Here is a 19,763-nt window from a genome sequence, read left to right as displayed (position 1 = left end):
TCGGGACAGCGCCCCACCCGGCACAAAAACACCCGGCGCCGAGAAGTCCCCCGTGACTTCTCGGCGCCGGGCCCTGCTCCCCCGTGCGATATGGCTATTCGGTCGCGATGGCGTTGAGGACGTTCATGCGGCCCGCGCGGAAGGCCGGGACGAGGGCGGCGAACAGGCCCACGAAGGCCGAGCCGATGAAGACGCCGATGATGGTGGGCCAGGGGATGTCGAGGACGTTGAGGCCCTCCATGGCGAGGAGCTTCTGGGCGGTGGCGCCCCAGCCCATGCCCAGGCCCAGGCCCAGCAGGGCGCCGAAGAGGGCGATGACCACCGACTCCAGGCGGATCATGCGGCGCAGCTGGCGGCGGGAGAGGCCGATCGCGCGCATCAGGCCGATCTCGCGGGTCCGCTCCACCACCGAGAGGGCCAGGGTGTTCACGACGCCCAGGACGGCCACGATGATCGCGAGACCCAGCAGGCCGTAGACCATGTTCAGGAGCTGGCCGACCTGGTCCTTCAGCTCTTCCTTGTAGTCGGTCTGGTCGCGGACCTGGTACTGCGGGTAGTCGTGGAGCGCGTCCTTGAGGGCCGCGTAGGCCTGCTTCTCCTGGCCTTCCTTGGCCTTGGCGAACATGATCGAGTTGGGCGGGATCTGGTCGGCGGGGACGTACTGCTTCATCGTCGCCATGCTGAGGTAGCGCGACCCCTTGTCCAGCGCCCCGCTGTCGTCGGTGATCGCCGCGACCTTGAGCTTCGCCGTGTCGCCGCCCTTGAAGGCGACGGTGATGGTGTCGCCGACGCGGATGCCGTGGTCCTTGGCGTAGTCGGAGCCGACGGACATCGCGTTCTTGCCGTACGCGGCGGACAGGGTGCCCGCCGTCGTCGGGCGGCGCAGGTCCTGGGCGTACGTCGGGTCGGCCGCGGTGACGCCCTTGGTGTCCTTCTTGCCGTCGGGCGAGGTCAGGGTCGCCTCGAGTTCCTTGTACGAGGTGACGTGCGCCAGGTCCGGACTCTGCTCCATCGCCTTCTGGGCCTGCGGGACGATCCGCTGGCCGCCCTGGACGATGAAGTCCGCGCCGACCGACTTGTCGAGCTCGCTGGTGGCCGAGGCGACCATCGAGGAGCCGACCACCGAGAGGCAGGCCACGAGGGCGAGGCCGATCATCAGGGCGGCGCCCGTGGCACCCGTACGACGGGGGTTGCGCAGAGCGTTGCGCTCCGCCATGCGGCCGACCGGGCCGAAGGCCCGCAGGATGACCGCGCTGATGACCCGTACGACCGCACCCGCCAGCAGCGGGCCGATCACGACGAAGCCGATCAGGGTCAGCACCACGCCGCCGGCCAGCAGCAGCGAGCCGTCCTTGGCCGTGTCGGCGGTGGCGGCCGCGTAGAGCGCGAAGCCGCCCGCGCCCGTCAGGACCAGCCCGATGATGCCCCGCACCAGGCCCGCCTTGCCGTCGGCCGGTGTACCGGCGTCGCGCAGTGCGGCCATCGGGGAGACCTTGCCGGCCCGGCGGGCGGGCAGGTAGGCGGCGAGGACGGTGACCACGACGCCGAGGACCATGCCGATGACCGGGGTGGTCGCCTTGACCGTGAGGTCCTCGGTGGAGAGGTTCATGCCGGCCATGCCCATGAGCTTCATCAGCCCGACGGCGATACCGACACCGGCGCCGACACCGAGGATCGAGCCCACGACGCCGAGGAGCAGCGACTCCACCAGTACCGAGCGGTTGACCTGCTTGCGGGAGGAACCGATGGCCCGCATGAGGCCGATCTCGCGGGTCCGCTGGGCGACCAGCATGGAGAAGGTGTTGATGATCAGGAAGATGCCGACCAGGAACGCGATCCCGGCGAAGCCGAGCATGGCGTACTTGATGACGTTCATGAACTCGCCGACGTCCTCGCGGTTCTCGTCGGCGTTCTCCTTGGCCGTCTGGATCTTGTACGTGCCGTCCAGGGCCTGTGTGACGTTCTGCTTGAGCTGGGTGTCGCTGACGCCGGCCGCGGCGGTGGCGTAGACCTGGGTGAACCGGCCCTCGGTGCCCAGGAGTTCGCGCTGCGCGGTGGCGGTGTCGAAGTAGACGATCGCGGCACCGGGATTGGTGATCTTGAAGGTGGCGATGCCGACGATCTTCGCCTTGAAGTCACCGATGACGGAGATGGTGCGCAGTTCGTCGCCGATCTTCAGGTCGTGCTTGTCGGCGGTGTCGGCGTCGACCATCGTCTCGGTGGGCCCGCGCGGCGCGTGCCCGGAGGTGATCTCCATCGAACGCAGGTCGCTCTTGGTCCAGTTGCCCGCGATGGTGGGCGCCCCGGTCGACGACCCCATGTTCTTGTTGTCGCTGTTGACGACGGTCACGTTCATCGAACTGACCGCACCCTCGGCCGACTTGACGCCGTCCGCCTTCGTCACCTGCTGGACCGTGGAGGCCGGCAGCGACTCGGGCCTGCCGTTCTGCGGGGTGTCGTCGCTCTTGGCCGCCTTGGGGGAGACCGTGACATCGGACGCGGTGGTCGAGAAGAGTTTGTCGAACGTCGTGTTCATGGTGTCGGTGAAGACGAGCGTGCCGCACACGAACGCCACCGACAGCAGCACGGCCACGGCCGACAGGGCCATCCGCCCCTTGTGCGCGAAGAAGTTGCGCATCGAGGTCTTCAGGACGGTCATGACGTCCGTCCCCGGGCGTCGAAGTCCTTCATGCGGTCCAGGACGGCGTCCGCGGTCGGCTTGTACATCTCGTCGACGATCCGGCCGTCGGCGAGGTACAGCACACGGTCGGCGTACGAGGCCGCGACCGGGTCGTGCGTGACCATCACGATGGTCTGCCCGAGCTCGGACACGGACCTGCGCAGGAAGCCCAGCACCTCGGCGCCCGCACGGGAGTCGAGGTTTCCGGTCGGCTCGTCACCGAAGATGATCTCGGGCCGCGCGGCCAGTGCCCGGGCCACGGCGACACGCTGCTGCTGACCGCCGGAGAGCTGGGTGGGCCGGTGCTTGAGCCGGTCGCTCAGCCCGACGGTGTCGACGACCTGCCCCAGCCACGCCTTGTCCGGCTTCCGGCCGGCGATGTCCATGGGCAGCGTGATGTTCTCTATCGCGTTCAGCGTCGGGAGCAGGTTGAACGCCTGGAAGATGAACCCGATCCGGTCCCGGCGCAGCTGCGTGAGCTTCTTGTCCTTCAGCCCGGTGATCTCGGTGTCGTCCAGATAGATCTGCCCGGACGTGACGGTGTCGAGTCCGGCGAGGCAGTGCATGAGCGTGGACTTGCCGGAGCCCGAGGGCCCCATGATCGCGGTGAACTGCCCGCGTGCGATGTCCACGTCCACATGGTCGAGGGCGACGACCCGGGTCTCGCCGGACCCGTACGCCTTGACGACCTGCCGCGCCCGCGCGGCAACGGCCGTAGTCCCTCCAGTGCCCCCGTGCCTGGTGATGGTCACAGCCGATGTCACGGTTTATCTCCTATGTCGGTCAGTGGATGGCGCGCACTGATCCCTGTCGATCCGTGCCGAGTGGTACGTGCTGCTGTGTCGATGAGTCTGGTCGCAGCGAGGGTCCGGCGCGCTGGTGCTGAGCGCCGTCTTCTGGTGGGGAAAACCCCACCCCCGCTGCTGCGGTACACCGCCCCCGAGCGGCGTAAAGCCAGGTTAAGGACGGGCCGGGTGCCCTCACGTCCTCCGGCGGTACGAACCCTCCCCCAGCCGTAGTACGGAGGTACCCCTAGGGGCGATCCACCCGAGGGTGGAGGCGATCTAGGGGTCGGCTCCACCCGCCACCCGCTCAGGCTGCACCCTGCCGCGACGTGAGGGTCAAGTGAGAGGGTGTTGCGCGGCAGATAGATGCAGGGGGAAGGGATCTCATGGGCCAGGGGGACACGGAGATACAGCCCGCGGCGAGGGCCGACGGCCCGAGGGACTCGCGCCGCCGCGGCGCCGTCGTCGCCGCGCTGATGCTCGCGATGGCCCTGGCCGCCCTCGACTCGACGATCGTCTCCACGGCCGTCCCCCAGATCGTCGGCGACCTGGGCGGCTTCTCCCTCTTCTCGTGGCTCTTCTCGGGCTATCTGCTGGCCGTGACGGTGACCCTCCCGGTGTACGGCAAGCTCTCCGACACCTTCGGCCGCAAGCCGGTACTGATCGCGGGGGCGGTGCTCTTCCTCCTGGGCTCCCTGCTCTGCGCGGTCGCCTGGAACATGGGCTCGCTGATCGCGTTCCGTATCGTGCAGGGCCTGGGCGGCGGCGCGCTCCAGGGCACGGTCCAGACCCTGGCCGCCGACCTCTACCCCCTGAAGGAACGCCCGAAGATCCAGTCCAAGCTGTCCACGGTGTGGGCGGTGTCGGCGGTGGCCGGCCCGGGCGTGGGCGGCCTCCTCGTGGCGTACGCGGACTGGCGCTGGATCTTCCTGGTCAACCTGCCGGTGGGAGCACTCGCCCTCTGGCTGATCGTCCGCTACCTGCACGAACCGAAACGGGACTCCCCCGGCCGCCGCCCCCGTGTCGACTGGGCGGGCGCCCTGGCGGTGTTCGCCTGCGGAGGCGTCCTGCTGACGGCGCTGGTGCAGGGCGGGGTGGCCTGGCCCTGGCTGTCGGCACCGTCATTGGCGTTGTTCGGTACGGGACTTGCCCTGGTCGCGTTGGTGGTCCTCGTCGAACGCCGGGCGGCCGAGCCGATCATCCCCGGCTGGGTGTGGCGCCGCCGCACGATCGCGGCGGTCAACCTGGCCCTGGGCGCGCTGGGCCTGCTGATGGTGGCACCGACGGTCTTCCTCCCGACGTACGCCCAGTCCGTCCTCGGCCTGGCACCGGTGGCGGCCGGCTTCGTCCTGACGATCTGGACACTGAGCTGGCCGGTGTCGGCGGCCCTCAGCCAGCACGTGTACCGACGGATCGGCTTCCGCAACACGGCCATGCTGGGCATGGGAGCGGCGGCGCTGATCCTCTTCGCCTTCCCCTTCCTGCCGTATCCCGGCCGGGCCTGGCAGCCGACCCTCCTGATGCTGCTCCTGGGCGCCGCGCTGGGCCTCTTCCAACTCCCGCTGATCATCGGCGTGCAGTCGACGGTGGTCTGGTCGGAGCGCGGTACGACCACGGCGTCGGTCCTCTTCTGCCGGCAGACCGGCCAGACGATCGGCGCGGCCCTCTTCGGCGCGGTGGCCAACGGCGTGCTGTCGGCACGGCTGGGCGGCGCGAGCGACCTGGACTCCGTGACCCGCGCGCTGGATTCGGGCGCCGGTTCGGAGCCGCTGCGGCGAGCGATCGCGGACGCGGTGCACGCGGTGTATCTGGGGGCGGCGGGGGCCGCGGCGCTGGCATTCGTGGTGCTGCTGGTGCTGGCGCCACGGAAATTTCCGGTGATCACGGAGTGAGATGCGTACGGTGCCGGACATGGCGGAACTGAGACTGGAGCGACTGCGGCCGGACCACGCGGAGGCACTGCTGGCCTTCGAGCGGGAGAACCGGGAGTACTTCGCGCGCACGGTGCCGGATCGTGGCGACGCCTATTTCACACCGCGGGGATTCGCCGCCCGCCACCACGCCTTGCTGGACGAGCAGGAGTCCGGCGACTGCCACTTCCATGTCCTGCTGGACGGGGAGGGTTCGCTGTTCGGCCGCTTCAACCTGATGGATGTGGCGGGCGGCTCGGGGGAGTTGGGGTACCGCGTCGGCGAACGGGCCGCGGGACGCGGGGTCGCCACGGCGGCGGTGGGCAAGGTGTGCCGGATGGCGGGAACGTCGTACGGCCTGAGCTCCCTGACGGCGAAGACGACGGAGGACAACACCGCGTCCCGAACAGTCCTCGAACGCAACGGCTTCGTGCTCACCGAGCGGATCACCCTGATGGAACGCCCGGGAGTGCGCTACGCGCGCGTGCTCCCCTGACGCTGAGGGGCCAGGACGCGACCGGCCGGGCCCCTCACCGCTCCCGGTCGAACCAGGCCGTCGACTCCGGCAGAAACAGCAGCACGACAACAGGGACCCCGAGCACGGTCCGCAGCGCAGCGTCCAGAAACAGCCCCGCCCCCACCGCCTCGCCCATCTTCATGACCGTCGGCAGCACCATGAACACCATCAACACGATGGTCGTCACCCGCACCCCGCCCCGGGCGCCCCCGTCGTAGGTGAGGGCAAGCAGGGCACAGACCCACACCAGCGCCCAGGGCGCGAGCATCTCGCCCTGCCCGTAAGCGGTGAGCCCGTCCGAGAGCGCGAGCATCGAGACGAGGCCGCCGACGGCGAGCACGAACAGCAGGACCTGAGCGCCCCGCACCTGTCTGGGCATGACGACTTCACGTACGTCGGACATCAACACCATCCCCCGGTAGAGCCCGCATCGTACCCACCCGCCCCACACCCCACAGGCGTCCACTCCCACTCCCCCTAGGGCAACCCCCCACCCCCCATTCCGGGTCATACCACCCTCCCGAACGACGCCCCGCCGCCACCCGCCCCCGTCTCCTGAACCCATGAACCTCAACCGGCGTACGGCAATTGCGGCAGGAATCGGCGCGGCGACAGCAGCCGCGGCCCCACCCACCATCCACCCTCGATCCACGACGGCCGGCCCTCACCGCCCCCACCCCATCCACACCGACACCCCCACCGCCACCAACATCCCCACCACCCGCGACCCCCGCGCCTCACAAGGCCGCTACCTCTCCCTCCTCACCACCACCAAGCCCCCGCACGCCACCGGCTGGTACGCCACCTACCGCATCCACGCCCCCCACCCGGGCCCCTACACCCTCACCGCCGTCGCAACCGCCCCCGTCGAGACCCCCCACACCGAGAAGACCGCCTCCTACCTCCAACTCTCGGTGAACAACGCCCCGTTCACCGACCTCGACCACTCCCAGCCCCACTGGTACGAGTCCCCGCCCGCCTGGGGCGACCTCTCCACCCTGGACCTCGGCACGGTCGGCCTCCACCGCGGCGACAACACCCTCACGTTCCGCGTCACCGAGCCCACCGTCCTCGACGACACCGTCGCCTACGCCGTCTCCCTCGACCGCATCACCCTCCGCCCCACCCGACCGGCCCCGCCGACCCTCCGCGAGGCGTCCGTCCCCCGCCACCGCGCCCCTCACCCCGCCCGCCTGCACCTCACTCTCGACCGTCCCGCACCCCGCCCGGTCCCCGTCCGCTACACCGTCACCGACTACTTCGGACACCGCGCCACCGGCGGCCGTACGACGATCCCCGCGGGCACGACCACCACCACCGTCCCCCTCCCCGCCGGCCTCCCGCCCGGCCACTACCGCGTGACAGCCGAAGCGAACCGCCACCCCCTCACCACCGCCTTCGCCCGCCTCCCCGCCACAGCCGCCCCCACCCCCGACTCCGCCAACCCCTTCGGCGTGAACCTCTGGGCCACCTCCCTCCTTCCGCCCTCCCGCCTCCCCGAATTCGCCTCCGCCATCAGGGACATGGGCGCCGCCTGGATACGAGACGGCCAGTCCTGGCCCGCCGTCGAGCCCGCCCCCGGTGCGTACGACACCGCCCATCACGACCGCACGACCCGCGCCCTCCGCGCCCACGGCCTGGCCGTGCTCGACGTCCTCTCGCCCGCCCCCGAGTGGGCGATGACCGACGCCTCGCTCCCCCTGCCCGCCGACTTACGGCACGCCTACCGCTATGCCCGCCGCCTCGCCGCCGCCCGTCCCGAGGCGCTCCAGCTCTCGAACGAACCCGACGTCGACACCACCTTCAGCACCGGCGACGCGCACGCCGCGTTCGTGAAGGCGGCCGCGCTCGGGGTCAGGGACACGGCGGACCGGCCGCCCCTCGTCGTGCTCCCCGGGTTCGCCCAGTCCGGCCCCTTCCAGGACCTGGTGCTCGCCAACGACGTGGTGCGGTACGCCGACGTCTGGGCCTTCCACGGCTACCCCGATCCCACGGAGGAGGGCGAGCCGACCGTCCCCGGCGCCTCGGAGGAGCAGCACGCGCTCGCCCGGCGTCACCAGGCGCCTGTGCCGCTGTGGATGACCGAGTGCGGGGCGTTTCTCACGGCACGACCGCGGCAGAACCTCACGTACGCCCAACAGGCGCGGCAGGCCCGCTACCTGGTGCGGTCGTTCGTCGAAGGGCTCGCCGCCGGCAATGCCCGGCAGTTCTGGTTCGCCGCACCGCCCCTCCACGACGACGGCGTGTACTTCGGCCTGTTCGACAGGGACTTCGCACCGCTTCCCGCCTACAGCGCCTTCGCGGCCCTCACTTCACTGCTCGGCGCCGCCCACCGCGTCGGGCCCGCCGGGCAACTCCCCGCAGGAGCACGCGGGTTCGTCTTCGACAACGGGCGGGGTGAGCTGGTCACCGTGGCGTGGGCGGAACGGCCCGTACGGATCGGCGCGACCGTCGCGTACGACGTGATGGGCCGCCGTCTGCCCGGCGGCACCGTGACCGTCTCGCTCGATCCCGTCTACCTCGTCACGCCGGGCGCGCGGACCACGGTGGCGGCGACTCCCCCGGCCCGCACCCGCCTCTCCCCCGCCGAGCACATCGTCCTCAGCCAGCGCTACCCCGCCCGCAACGCCGCGCCCGGCAAGCAGGACGGGGACGCGCCACCGCCGTACGGCTATCGGCTCGGGCGCCGTACGCGCATGGCCGTCGACGTCTACAACTTCGGCGCCGAGGCCCGGCATGTGACGGTCGAGGCGGGCGCGATGTCCGATGGCTGGTCGGTGCGGGCCGACGGTGACGCCCGGGTGCGGGTGGCCACCGGAGGACGCGTGAGTGTCGGCTTCACGGTGCGGGCCGGGCGGGCGGCGCGACGGCGGGAAGACGTGCGCATCACCTTCCGCGCCCGGCTCGACGCCCCCTCCGCCGATCGCTCCGAAGTGCCACCGTCCGTAGCGCTCGTTCACTTGAAGTAGCCGTTCACACCACTCAAAAATCTGAGTTAATCCGGGTAACACCCGAGGTCAGAGAAGTAAGCGCATACCGACCAATCAGTTTGGTGAACCGTCTCCCACATCCGGCTACCAGCGAGTAGCGTGCGTGGCTCCGCTCACCCCACCCCCCAACTCCCTGCGGTCCGCACCGGGCCCCGAGCCACGCAAGGAGCCACCGGGATGTCATACGACCCGGCCCCACCGCCCACCTACCCCTGGCAGCCGCCCTTCGCCCCCGAACACGCTCCCGGCCGAGCCCCGGGACACCGTCCCCGTCACGAGGCGCTCGGGCACCACAGCGATCTGCGGATCCTGCGCAGCGCCTACCGCTGGCAACGCCGCGTCGCGACCCTCACCGCGCTCGGCTACTTCACCCTGTTCCTCATCCTGTCCGCGTTCGCCCCGTCCTTCATGACCGGCCGCATCGGCGACGCGCCCCCGACCGGTCTGCTACTGGCCCTGTTCCAACTCCCGGTCACCTGGCTGGCGATCGTCCTGTACGAGCGCACGGCCCGGGCCCGCGTCGACCCGCTCGCGGACCGCATCCGCAAGCAGTCCGAGCTGGACGCCAAGCGGGGAGCGACCCGATGACGGGACAGACGGGCTTCAGCGACTCGGCGCAGGCGATGTCCCTGGTGGCGTTCTCGGCCGTCGCCACGATCACCCTGCTCCTGTGCGTGATGACCGGGCCCGACAGGGACGACCTGGACGAGTTCTACACCGGCTACGGCTCCCTGGGCGCCCTGCGCAACGGCCTTGCCATCGCGGGCGACTACATCTCCGCCGCGACCGTGCTCGGCACGGGCGGGGTGATCGCGTTGTGCGGCTACGACGGCATCGTGCTCGCCCTCAGCACCGCGCTGTCGCTGATGCTGCTGATGTTCCTGCTGGCCGAACCCCTGCGCAACGCGGGCCGGTTCACCATGGGCGACGCGCTGGCGCGGCGCATGCCGGGGCGTTCCGTGCGGATCGCGGCGTGCGCGGTGACGCTCGCGGCGCTGCTGCCGCTGATGCTGGTGCAGCTCGCGGGGACGGGGCAGTTGCTGGCCTTCATCCTCGGCTTCTCCGGCGAGGGGCTCCAGACGGGCTGCATCATCGGGCTCGGTGTGCTGATGATCAGTTACGCGGCGATCGGCGGCATGAAGGGCACCGCTCTCATCCAGATCCTGAAGATCGTGATGCTGCTCGGTTCGGGCGCCGTGGTCGCCGTCCTGGTGCTGCAGCGGTTCGACTGGAGTCCCGGCGCGCTGTTCGACGCCGCCGCCGCGCAGAGCGGGGTGGGTCCGGCCTTCCTGGAGTCGGGGCTGCAGTTCACGGGCGGGTCCAACCCCCGGCTGGACATGATCACTTCGCAGCTGACGGTGGTCATCGGCGGTGCCTGCCTCCCGCACGTCACCATGCGTATGTACACCGCCTCCAGCGCCCGCCAGGTGCGCCGTTCGATGTCCTGGGCGGTGTCGGCGGTGGTGCTGTTCGTGCTCGTCATCACGATCGTGGGGTTCGGGGCCACCGCCCTGATCGGGCGCGCGGCGATCGCGGAGGCGGACCCGCAGGGCAACACGGCGTATCTGCTGGGTTCCCGGGCGGTGTTCGGCGCGGACGTCTCGACGGCGGAGACCCTGCTGTTCACGACGGTCACCACGGCGATCTTCCTCACCCTGCTCGCCTCCGTCGCCGGCATGATCCTCGCCTGCGCCAACTCGCTCGCCCACGACGTGTTCGCGGGCCGGGTGCGGGAACTGTCGGCGCGCCGTGAGATGACCCTGGCCCGGGTCTCTGCGCTGGCCGTCGGCATCCCGGCGATCCTGCTGGCCACGATGGTCCAGCACCGCAGCCTGCAGCCCCTGGTGACCCTGTCCTTCTGCCTGGGCGCCTCGGCGATAGCACCCGCCCTGGTCTACGGCCTCTTCTGGCGCCGCTACACCCGAACGGGCCTGCTCTGCACCCTGATCGGCGGCTCCCTGACGGTGCTGCTGCTGATGCCGGGCACCAACCTCGTCTCCGGCTCCCCCGTCTCCGCCTTCCCCGACGCCGACTTCAACTGGTTCCCGTTCACCACCACCGGCCTCGTCTCCATCCCGGCCGGCTTCGCCTTCGGCTGGCTCGGGACCGTGGTGTCGGGACGGCGCAAGGCGGAGGAACAGCGACGGCAGTACGAAGCGGTGGAGGGGTTGATCCTGGCGGGGGCGGTACGGCGGGAGGACTGACCCTCGGGCCGGGCGCCACCTGCGGCGGGGGCGCGCTGTCGAGAAGGGCGTGAGCGCCGGAGTTCGCGCCCGACGGGGCGTGCACGCGCCCTACTCTGCGGGTGCGCGCCCCGTCAGTGTCGTCAGGCTGTTGCGTACGAGGTCCATGTGGGCGCGTACGTCGTCCCAGCGCTCCCCGTGCTCACGCAGCACACGCTCCGTCTCACGGGCGATCCGGTCCTCCCGCACGCGTGCCTCGGCGAGGATCTCGGCGGCACGTACGTGTGCCTCCTCCTGGCGCTGCCGGGCGGAGGTCTCCGCGTCGGCGAACGCCTGCTTCGCCTCGGACAGCGCGGCCTCGGCGCGCGCCACCTGTTCGGCGTGCCGGGCGTCGAGCGCCGCCGCGCGCTCGGCCTCCTCGCGCTCCGCCTCGGCCCAGCGCTCGGCGTGCTCCTTGTCCTGTTCGGCGAGCATCCCGATGGTGCGCTGCCGTACCTCGCGCAACGCGGCGAGCGCCTCCGTGCGCCCCTCCTTCACTTCGCGCCGGGCGGCGATGCGGATCTCGTCGGCCTCGGCGCGCGCGGCGAGCAGTCGCTGACGGGCGCGCTCCTCCGCATCGGCGCGTACGGCGTCGGCGTGCGCCTGTGCCTTGTCGCGCACGCCGTTCGCACGTTCCCGCGCCGCTTCCGCGAGGCGCTGCGCCTCCTGCCGCGCGCCGTCACCCACGGCCGCGGCCTCCTCCTGCCCGAGCTGGAAGAGCCGGCGCGCACGCTCCCCGAGCGTCTCGTACGTCTGCGGAGCGAGCCTCGCGACCCTCTCGCGCAACGCCTCGAGCTCCGCCTCCATCTCCTTGGCGAGCACGGTGAGACGGGCGGCGCGCTCCCAGGAGGTGTCACGGTCCCGGGAGAGCGCCGCGGCGTACGCGTCGACCTGTTCGGGACGGTAGCCACGCCGTACGGCCATGAAGCCGTGGGACGGGACAGGTGTGCCGCTCATCCTGGGACCCCTCTCCATCAAGATGTGTGCGAAATGACGATTTCGCGCACATCTTGATGGATCAGGCAGAAATGTGCATAACGCGACACTCCGCACAGAGGTCACGGCCGTCCCTCTGCAGTCGGGCGGCCGAGGCTCAGCCCCAGGTGGTGCCCGCCGGCTCCCTGATCGTCGTGTTGACGCGGTTGAACAGGTTCATGAGCGAGACGAAGAGGATCAGTCCGGACAGCTCCTTCTCGTCGAAGTGGTCGGCCACCTCGTCCCACAGCTCGTCCGGCACGGACTCCTGCGACCGGTCCGGGAGCCTTGTCATCGCCTCGCTCAGCCGCAGCGCCGCCCGCTCGGCGTCACTGAAGAACGGCGCCTCGAACCACGCCGCGACCGCCGCGATCCGCTCCTCGCCGGTCCCGGCCTTCCGCAGGTTCAGCACGTGCGCGTGCACACAGGCGCTGCACCCGTTGATCTGACTGACCCGCAGTCCCACGAGCTCCGACAGTTCCTGGTCCAGTCCGCTCTCGCCGATCGACTGGAAGAGCGTGCCGATGCCGTTCATCGCGCTGGGAAGGACGTACGCCGGGTTCGTCATGCGTGCCTTCATGGTGTGCCTCCTGAAGCAAGTGGTGCGCTGCTGTCACTTCACTGACGGAGCGCGGAGGCCGGATGTGACCGTGCGACGGAAGGACTTCGGCGCCCACCGGAGACAGCGGAAAGCCGGGCCCGGTCGCGATGACCGGGCCCGGCTTCCTCAGATCGGTGTCAGATCGGTGTCAGTGCGGGCGCCGCCTCACAGCAGGCCGTCCCACATCTGCTCCAGCAGCACCGACCACCAGCTCTCCGGCGAACCGAGCGCCGCCGGGTCGAGCGAGGCCAGCTGGGCCTGGAAGTCGACGGTCCAACGGCCCGCCTGCTCCTGGTTCAGCCCGAACCTGAGCCGCCACATCCGCCCGAGCAGCGCCAGGCACCGCTGGAGCTCGGGCAGCCCCGTGTTCACGAACTGCGGCGGCACCGGCGCACCGCCGGGCCCGGCCTCCACCGGCACGGCAACGATGTTCGCCGTCCCGTACTGCACACAGATCGCCTTGCCGAAGTCACTGCCCATGACGAGGTACGACCCCGCGTCCGCCGCCGGCTGCACCCCCCGCTCCTGCGCCAGTTCGGCGAGCGTGGGCACCGGCCGCCCCGGCTGGGCCTGCGCCCAGAAGAACGGGCCCATGTCCATCGGCAGTCCCGCCGCGACCAGCGAGTGCGCCACCACCGGCGGCACGCCCTGCCGGGAGACCGCGGCCTGCTCGAACCGGAACACCCCCGGCCCGAACGCCCCCGCCATCTCCTGCGCGATGCTCTCCGGCGGGATCGGCGGCGCCGGCTGCACCGGGGGAAGCGGGGCGCGGACGGGTGCCGGACGCGCCGGCCCGTCCGCCACCTGGTGCAACTCACCCTGGTGCGCCAGCAGCTGCTGCATCCCCTGCTGCCGGCTCGCGTGATCCGTGCCGTACGGCGCGATGCTCGCGATCCGCGCCTGCGGCCACTGTTCCCGGATCATCCGCGCACAGTAGGCACCCGGCAGCTCGCACGACTCCAGCTCCGTGTGCAGCTCCAGCACCTGGTCCGGCGGGATGTTCATCCCCCGCAGCTCATGGAAGATCTGCCACTCCGGGTGCGGTGTACCCGGCGCCGAACGCCGGATCAGCTGCTGCTCCGACCCGTCCTGCGCGCGGTAGCGCAGGACGGCCTGATACCCGGGACCGACGGTCGGCTGCCCCTGCTGCGGGTAGCCGTACGCCGGCGGCTGACCGGGCCCGGGCTGACCGGGCGGCGGCACGGCGCCGGGAGGCATCCCTCCGGGCGGCATCGGCTGGGGGGCGCCCGGCGCCATGCCCGGAACACCGGGTGCGCCGGGGGCTTGCGGCGGCGGAGGCGCGCCGGGGGCGCCCACGGGGGGCGCGGCCAGCATCGTCTCGGCGTGGTGAACAGCACCACGCGGGCCCCCCGAAGAGCCCTGCGCACCGGGCATACCCGGGGCTCCCGGAGGCTGAGGTGCCCCGGGAGCGTGCGGCGCTCCAGGCACCCCCGGGGCGCCGGGCGGCATCTGCGCACCGGGCGCACCGGGCATGCCAGGGGCGCCTGGAGGTTGCGGCGCGCCCCCGCCCGGGCCCATGCGCCCCGGGTCGGCAAACATCGTGGCGGCATGGTGCATACCGCCCGGAGGCGTACCGCCGGGCGGATTCGGCGCACCCGGCGGAGTCGGCGCGCCCGGAACACCCGGTGCGCCCGGAGGCTGCGGTGCCCCCGGCCCGGCAGGCCCGCCCTCAAGCCCGTTGGGCCCCAGCGCGGAGACGAGCTGCGTCGGCACATACCCGCCCGCCGGCGCACCCGGCGCGGGCGGAGGCGTGGCACCCGGCCGCGCGCCCGGCGCCCCGGGGCTGCCCGGCGGAGGCGGCGTGGTCGAGCCGCCACCCCGACGCGGCGGAGGCGACGCCTTGCTCGTGGCGGCATCGGCGATGTCCCCGGCGTTCGGCGCGAGCGACCGCTCCGGCGCACCCGGCCCCACGGGAGGCTGAGGCGCACCCGGCGCACCCCCGGGCCCCTGCGGATACCCATAGGAAGAAGGCCCCGGCACCGGCGGCGGCGTACTGCCCTGCGGCACACCCGGCGGTGGCGTACCCGGCCCGCCCACACCACCCGGCGCACCCGGATAGCCATAGGCCGAACCACCAGGCACCGCACCACCCGGAGGCGGCGTACTGCCCTGCGGCACACCCGGCGGAGGCGTACCCGGCGCACCCGGATAGCCGTAAGCCGACCCACCTGGAGGCGGCGTGTTCCCCTGCGGCGCACCCGGCACCCCGCCCACCGGCGCACCTGCACCGGCACGCGGCGCGTTCGGATCGTCGAGCGCCCGTGCGAGCGCCGTCGGCGGAAGCTGGCTGCCGCCCGACATGAGCGCCGTCTTGGCGTCCGGCGGTGTCGCGGGCGGCGGGGTGTCGTCGTCGGTACCGCTCAACGGCGGCGCGAACACGGTCGCGGGCAGCGGCACGGAACGGTCGTCCCCCGCATCCGCGTTGGTGTCCGTACCGGCCCACGGCGTGGCCCCGGCAGGCACACCCGACGCGGAAGGCGCCCCTGTCGGCACCCCGGCCTGCGTCTCAGGAAGAGCCCCCGCCGGAGCCCCGGACCCCGAGCCCGCACCGGCACCGGACCCACCCCGCCGATCCGGAATCCCCAGCTGATCCGCCGCCTCCTGCAACCACTCCGGCGGCGTCAACAAGAAGGACGTCTGGTTCAGATCGACCCGGGCCGCGGGCGCCGGCGGGGCGGCAGCGGCGTCGTCGGCGACACGTCCGTACTCCTCCTCGTACCGGCGGATCACCTCGCCCACCGGCAGCGAGGGCCACAACGTGGCCTCACCGCTGTCCCGGGCGATCACCAGCCGCTGCGCACCACCGTCCGAGCGCGGCCCGTCCGCACGGTCCTCCGCCCACACGACGAAGCCGAGCTCGAACTCCCGCACCCGCACCTCACGGTGCTGGTACGAGGGCACATCCCCGTTGATCCACTCTTCGGCGCGCTCCTGCGCCTGTGCGAAGGTCACCATCGGTCAGTTCACTCCCCAGCCCCGGAAACCGGCACGGACCGCGCGAACCCGCCGTCCACCATCAGGTTCGCCACCGTCTCCAACTCGGGCGGATTGCCCGCCAGTCGGGACAGGAAGGCGTCGAAGTCCTCGCCGCACGGCAGCAGCAGCCGTTCCACGCGGTCGGCGGGCGGAACGGTGGGATCCACGTCCCGCGCGTCGTCGTAGGCGCAGAACCACACGGATCCGATCCCCTCGCCCTTGACCTTCACGGCCAGCAGTCCGCCCTGGACGAAGCCGACACCGAGGTAGTCCTTGGTCAGATGGTCCCGGAGGCACTTGTTGACGTAGACGAGGTCGTTGACGGCGGCCTCGTCCCGCACCGTGAAGAACGGCTGGTCGACCAGGAGACCCAGCTCCGGGTCCAGGGCCGCGCCGACGGGGGCACAGCCGCCCGCCGCCTTCAGGAACGACCGGTACGCACCCGGCAGCCGGTACCCGAGCTCCTCCTCGACCCCCAGCACCTGCGACTCCGACACCGCCGCACCCGACTTCGGCAGACCGAAGTGCGCGGGCCGCGTCTCCTGCAACGGCCGCGTCCCGCGCTTGCCGTGGTCGACCGCGGCCGTCGCGATACCGCCGTGATGCCGCAGCAGCGCCTTCACCTCTACGGGCACCAGTTCGAGCCGCCGTGAACCCACCACGTGGTGCCACGTCCAGCCGTGCGGGGTCGCCACCGCGGGCACCGTGTCCCACAGTTCATGACCGGTCGCCGCGAGGGCCGCGTTCGCCGACACGTAGTCCGTCAGCCGGAGCTCGTCGACGCCGAACCCCTCCGGCGGATCGGCGATCTCCGTGGCGGCACGCGCATACGCGGAGAAGTCGGGGTAGCCGTGCTCGTCCACCCGCACCCCTCTGGGGTGACGGGACGCCCGGACCGGATCCGGGAAATGCACGACCTGCCCGGCGTAGGCCGCGTTCGGCGGCGCGGCTTGCTGCCCGAGCCGACCTGTCGTCATGGCGGTTGCCCCCTGCGGCACTCTGTACGGCCCGTGGCACGACCGGCTCCGGCCCGCCCCAGCCCGTATTCGACTTCTCCAACGCGTTGACCGCATACATGCGGGTGCCGACAGCCTATGCGGTACGACGACACCGGTCACCGGGCGCCGGTCAGCGGCCCTCCGCTTCCGTGACCAGCCGTCACCCCCTCGTGACAGCCCGCCCAAACCCGGGCGTGTCGCGCCGCCCCAGCTTCCGCACCAGCCACGGCATTTGGCACTCTGTGACGTCCGGGGGGATGCTCGGGAGGGGATGATGATCATGAATACGACGCAGACGGGACCGCACACAGGGCCGCGACCAGCCACGTCCCACGACCCGCGGACCGGTATGTCCGGCGATCCTCGGATCGGCTGGAGCAGCGCCGAGGCGCCCCACGCGCCCACTCTCCGGCACCGCCGCGACGGCATACTCCCGACCGTCGCCGCCGCCCTCTCCGTCCGCGGCGCCACGCTCACCGGCACCGCCGCCCGCGGCGACCAGGGCCCGCCCCTGCACCCGCTCGTACAGGACTTCCTCGACACCCTCACCTCCGCCCAGCGCGACCGCTTCACCGGCCGCTGCGCCGAGACGATCCTCATCTCACGCCATCTCGCCGCCGCCGACGAGGCCCGCAGCAGACGCGCCGCCCGCAGACCCATGACCAACGGCGAGGCCCGCAAGGCCCTCAAGCAGGCCAAACTCACCGCCCGCCGCATCCGCGAGGACGGCGACCCACTCCACGGCAGCTTCGCCGCCCCCTGCCGCGCCTGCGCGGCCCTCAGCGCCCACTTCGGCGTACGCGTCGTCGACCCGGCGGCAGCCGACGACTGATCCCCCACGCACGGCAGGCAGGACGGCCGACAGGCCGGGCACCACGTCAGCGAACTCGACGATCGAAGGGCAGATGCACCCAGACCGCACCTCCAGCACGCGCTTCCCGGTCCCCGTCGACGCCGCCCTGCGCGCCGCCGGCTGGCAACCCGGGCGCTGGGACATCAAGCAGGCCGAGATCTGGGCCGACGCCCTGCGTGAACACGCCTCCCCGGCGGGCCACCGCCACGCCGTATTCCCCGCCGCCGTCGAGGCCTGGGCCGAATTCGGCGGCCTCCACATCACACCCACCGGACCCGGCCGCCAGATCGCCCCGGCGAGCCTCCACCTCGACCCCCTGCACGGCCTCCACATGGCCCGCACCCTCGCCGACCTCGGCCGCGCCCTCGACACCGAGGTCTGCCCCCTCGGCGCGGAGACCGAGACCGCGGCGCTCCTGGCCATCGACACCGAGGGGCGTGCCTACGCCCTCGACCACACCGGCGACTGGTACCTCGGCCCCGACATCGACCAGGCCCTGGCCGCCCTCGTCGCGGGCACGGAACCGGTACGGCTCACAGCGGGCTGACGCGGGAAGAAGCACGAGGCGATACGGAGAAGCGCCGCCGGGTCACGCCGCCGGAATGACCGCCGACACCCGAAAGCCCCCCGCGTCGGTCGGCCCGGACACGAACACCCCGCCCAGCGCGACGACCCGCTCCTTCATGCCGACCAGACCGTTCCCCCCGGACGGCAACCGCGCCGACGCCATCGACACCTCCGGCGGCGGCTCGTTCTCCACCTGCATCGCGATCTCGGACACCCGATGCGCGAGCCGCACATGCGTCTTGGCGCCCGCCGCGTGCTTGTGGACGTTGGTCAGCGCCTCCTGGACGACGCGGTACGCGGTCTGCTCGATGTCGGCGCCGTAGTCCCGGGCGTCACCGTCGATGGTCAGGTCCACGACCATCCCGGTGGCGGCCGACTGCCCGATCAGCTCCTCCAGCTCGGACAGACAGGGCCCGTCCGACTCGTCGGCGGCCCGCGAGGCGGCAGCCGCGGCGGCGACACCGACGGCGGCGAGCGGCACGGAGTCGGGCGAGCGGACGCTCCTGACGCCCTCCCCGCTGCGCAGCACCCCGAGCATCTCCCGCAGTTCGGTGAGCGCCTGGCGCCCCATGTCCCCCACGAGGGCGGCGTTCTTGACGGCCTTCTCGGGATCCTTCCGGGCGACGGCCTGCAAGGCGGCCGCGTGGACGACCATCAGGCTCACCCGGTGCGCGACGACGTCATGCATCTCCCGGGCGATCCGGGTCCGCTCCTCGCCGCGCGCCCACTCGGCCCGCTCCTCCGCCCGCTCGGCGAGCAGTTGAAGCTCCCGCTCCAGGCTGTCGGCCCGTTCCCGCAGGCTCTCCATCAGCCGGCGCCGGGCGCCGACGTACAGTCCGAGGAGCAGCGGAGGCGCGGTCAGTCCGATGGCGATGGTGATCGCGGCGAACGGGACGAACCAGTCCCCGAGCTCCCAGCCGCCACGCGTGGTGCCCTGCCGTATCCGCACGAACATCACGATCAGCTGACCGACCAGCGACATCCCCGCGAGGGAGCCGATGATCCGGCGGGGCAGCTCGGAGGCGGCGAGGGTGTAGAGGCCGACGATGGCCATGAGGTAGCCCATCTGGGCGGGCGTGATGGCGATGGAGACGAGCACGACGGCGATGGGCCACTTGCGCCGCACGAGCAGCGCGGACCCGGCGAGAACGCCGAACACGATCCCCGCGGTGCTGGGGATCCCCGCGTCCCCCGCGAACCGGTACCCCTCCGCCCCGCACTCGACGACGGACGCGAGAGCCAGGCTCGCGTCCAGTACGGCACTGCGCCACCGATCCCACCACCAGGGCCCTGGCCGGGCCGCGGCGTGGTCTTCCCCCGTCGTGGTCATGTCTCCAGCCTACGGGCGGGCGGCGCGCGTTTTCCGGTGAGTTTCCGGGATTGGCCTACACCACACTGCGTGACCGGCCGGATACGAAACAAACCGATATCCCTCGAACTGCCGAATCGCTCACCGTTCCGTTCCGGAAGATCGAATTCCACCCGGGTGACGACGACTTGTACCGTCGCATGAAAGGGGCCCGGTACGGCATAGTGTTGGGTGCCCGCTCGGCGACCTGACCAGGTGTCCGGTCCAGCCGAGCGCCATCCCCCGTGGTGTAATTGGCAGCACCGTGGCTTTTGGTGCCATTTGTCCGGGTTCGAGTCCTGGCGGGGGAGCACAAGCAC

At 71.7% G+C, this 19,763-nt stretch carries 15 protein-coding genes and 1 tRNA gene; 8 read left to right on the top strand and 8 right to left on the bottom strand.

The window, feature by feature from the left end; all coding sequences use genetic code 11:
* Positions 1–94 precede the first annotated feature (94 nt).
* On the bottom strand, positions 95–2,659 hold the full coding sequence (locus tag ACWD3I_RS05340) for an ABC transporter permease (protein ID WP_365397487.1): 2,565 nt from the start codon (positions 2,657–2,659) through the stop codon (positions 95–97).
* The gene (locus ACWD3I_RS05335) at positions 2,656–3,444 is read right to left on the bottom strand and encodes an ABC transporter ATP-binding protein (RefSeq protein WP_351682564.1); all 789 of its coding nucleotides are present in this window, start codon (positions 3,442–3,444) and stop codon (positions 2,656–2,658) included. Before ACWD3I_RS05335 ends, ACWD3I_RS05340 begins: the two co-directional genes overlap by 4 nt.
* A 407-nt stretch (positions 3,445–3,851) precedes the next feature.
* Between ACWD3I_RS05335 and ACWD3I_RS05330 the strand changes: the two genes are divergently transcribed.
* On the top strand, positions 3,852–5,357 hold the full coding sequence (locus tag ACWD3I_RS05330) for an MFS transporter (RefSeq protein WP_365397491.1): 1,506 nt from the start codon (positions 3,852–3,854) through the stop codon (positions 5,355–5,357).
* A 19-nt stretch (positions 5,358–5,376) separates the two neighbouring features.
* Complete coding sequence (locus ACWD3I_RS05325) at positions 5,377–5,871, top strand: GNAT family N-acetyltransferase (RefSeq protein WP_365397494.1); 495 nt, start codon at positions 5,377–5,379, stop codon at positions 5,869–5,871.
* A 34-nt stretch (positions 5,872–5,905) separates the two neighbouring features.
* On the opposite strand, the gene ACWD3I_RS05320 is transcribed toward ACWD3I_RS05325, so the two are convergent.
* Entirely contained in the window at positions 5,906–6,295 is a 390-nt protein-coding gene (locus ACWD3I_RS05320) for a hypothetical protein (RefSeq protein ID WP_365397497.1), read from the bottom strand.
* Positions 6,296–6,455: 160 nt separating this feature from the next.
* On the opposite strand from ACWD3I_RS05320, the gene ACWD3I_RS05315 reads away from it, so the two are divergent.
* The 3 genes from ACWD3I_RS05315 to ACWD3I_RS05305 all read left to right on the top strand — a co-directional run bounded on the left by ACWD3I_RS05315 (position 6,456) and on the right by ACWD3I_RS05305 (position 11,086).
* Complete coding sequence (locus tag ACWD3I_RS05315; RefSeq protein WP_365397500.1) at positions 6,456–8,861, top strand: hypothetical protein; 2,406 nt, start codon at positions 6,456–6,458, stop codon at positions 8,859–8,861.
* A gap of 198 nt (positions 8,862–9,059) precedes the next feature.
* The gene (locus tag ACWD3I_RS05310; RefSeq protein ID WP_365397503.1) at positions 9,060–9,470 is read left to right on the top strand and encodes a DUF485 domain-containing protein; all 411 of its coding nucleotides are present in this window, start codon (positions 9,060–9,062) and stop codon (positions 9,468–9,470) included.
* A complete protein-coding gene (locus ACWD3I_RS05305; RefSeq protein WP_365397506.1) occupies positions 9,467–11,086 on the top strand; it encodes a sodium/solute symporter in 1,620 nt (539 codons plus the stop codon). The genes ACWD3I_RS05310 and ACWD3I_RS05305 overlap by 4 nt, the downstream gene beginning before the upstream one ends.
* A gap of 90 nt (positions 11,087–11,176) precedes the next feature.
* Here the strand turns inward: ACWD3I_RS05305 and ACWD3I_RS05300 are convergent, their stop codons facing one another.
* From ACWD3I_RS05300 to ACWD3I_RS05285, 4 genes are all read right to left on the bottom strand, one after another.
* Positions 11,177–12,061: a coiled-coil domain-containing protein gene (locus ACWD3I_RS05300; RefSeq protein WP_365397509.1), complete on the bottom strand. Its 885-nt coding sequence runs from the start codon at positions 12,059–12,061 to the stop codon at positions 11,177–11,179.
* Positions 12,062–12,197: 136 nt separating this feature from the next.
* Entirely contained in the window at positions 12,198–12,659 is a 462-nt protein-coding gene (locus ACWD3I_RS05295; RefSeq protein WP_365397512.1) for a carboxymuconolactone decarboxylase family protein, read from the bottom strand.
* Between the two features lie 186 nt (positions 12,660–12,845).
* Entirely contained in the window at positions 12,846–15,656 is a 2,811-nt protein-coding gene (locus ACWD3I_RS05290; protein WP_365397515.1) for an SUKH-4 family immunity protein, read from the bottom strand.
* Positions 15,657–15,664: 8 nt separating this feature from the next.
* Complete coding sequence (locus ACWD3I_RS05285) at positions 15,665–16,654, bottom strand: SMI1/KNR4 family protein (protein WP_365397518.1); 990 nt, start codon at positions 16,652–16,654, stop codon at positions 15,665–15,667.
* A gap of 301 nt (positions 16,655–16,955) precedes the next feature.
* Here ACWD3I_RS05285 and ACWD3I_RS05280 point away from each other — a divergent pair, with 301 nt between their 5' ends.
* Positions 16,956–17,507, top strand: a complete 552-nt coding sequence (locus ACWD3I_RS05280) for a YwqJ-related putative deaminase (protein WP_451084032.1) — start codon at positions 16,956–16,958, stop codon at positions 17,505–17,507.
* Between the two features lie 73 nt (positions 17,508–17,580).
* Complete coding sequence (locus tag ACWD3I_RS05275) at positions 17,581–18,075, top strand: SUKH-3 domain-containing protein (RefSeq protein ID WP_266891371.1); 495 nt, start codon at positions 17,581–17,583, stop codon at positions 18,073–18,075.
* Between the two features lie 42 nt (positions 18,076–18,117).
* Here ACWD3I_RS05275 and ACWD3I_RS05270 read toward each other — a convergent pair whose 3' ends face one another.
* Positions 18,118–19,425 (bottom strand): sensor histidine kinase, encoded by a 1,308-nt coding sequence (locus tag ACWD3I_RS05270; protein WP_365397524.1) that lies wholly within the window; start codon positions 19,423–19,425, stop codon positions 18,118–18,120.
* Between the two features lie 257 nt (positions 19,426–19,682).
* Between ACWD3I_RS05270 and ACWD3I_RS05265 the strand changes: the two genes are divergently transcribed.
* Positions 19,683–19,754: transfer RNA gene (locus ACWD3I_RS05265), tRNA-Gln, on the top strand.
* Positions 19,755–19,763 lie beyond the last annotated feature (9 nt).

It is taken from the genome of Streptomyces sp. NPDC002817, from assembly GCF_053592055.1.
The sequence above is the reverse complement of the archived record's forward strand: the minus strand, read 5'-3'. Positions and strand labels throughout refer to the sequence as shown.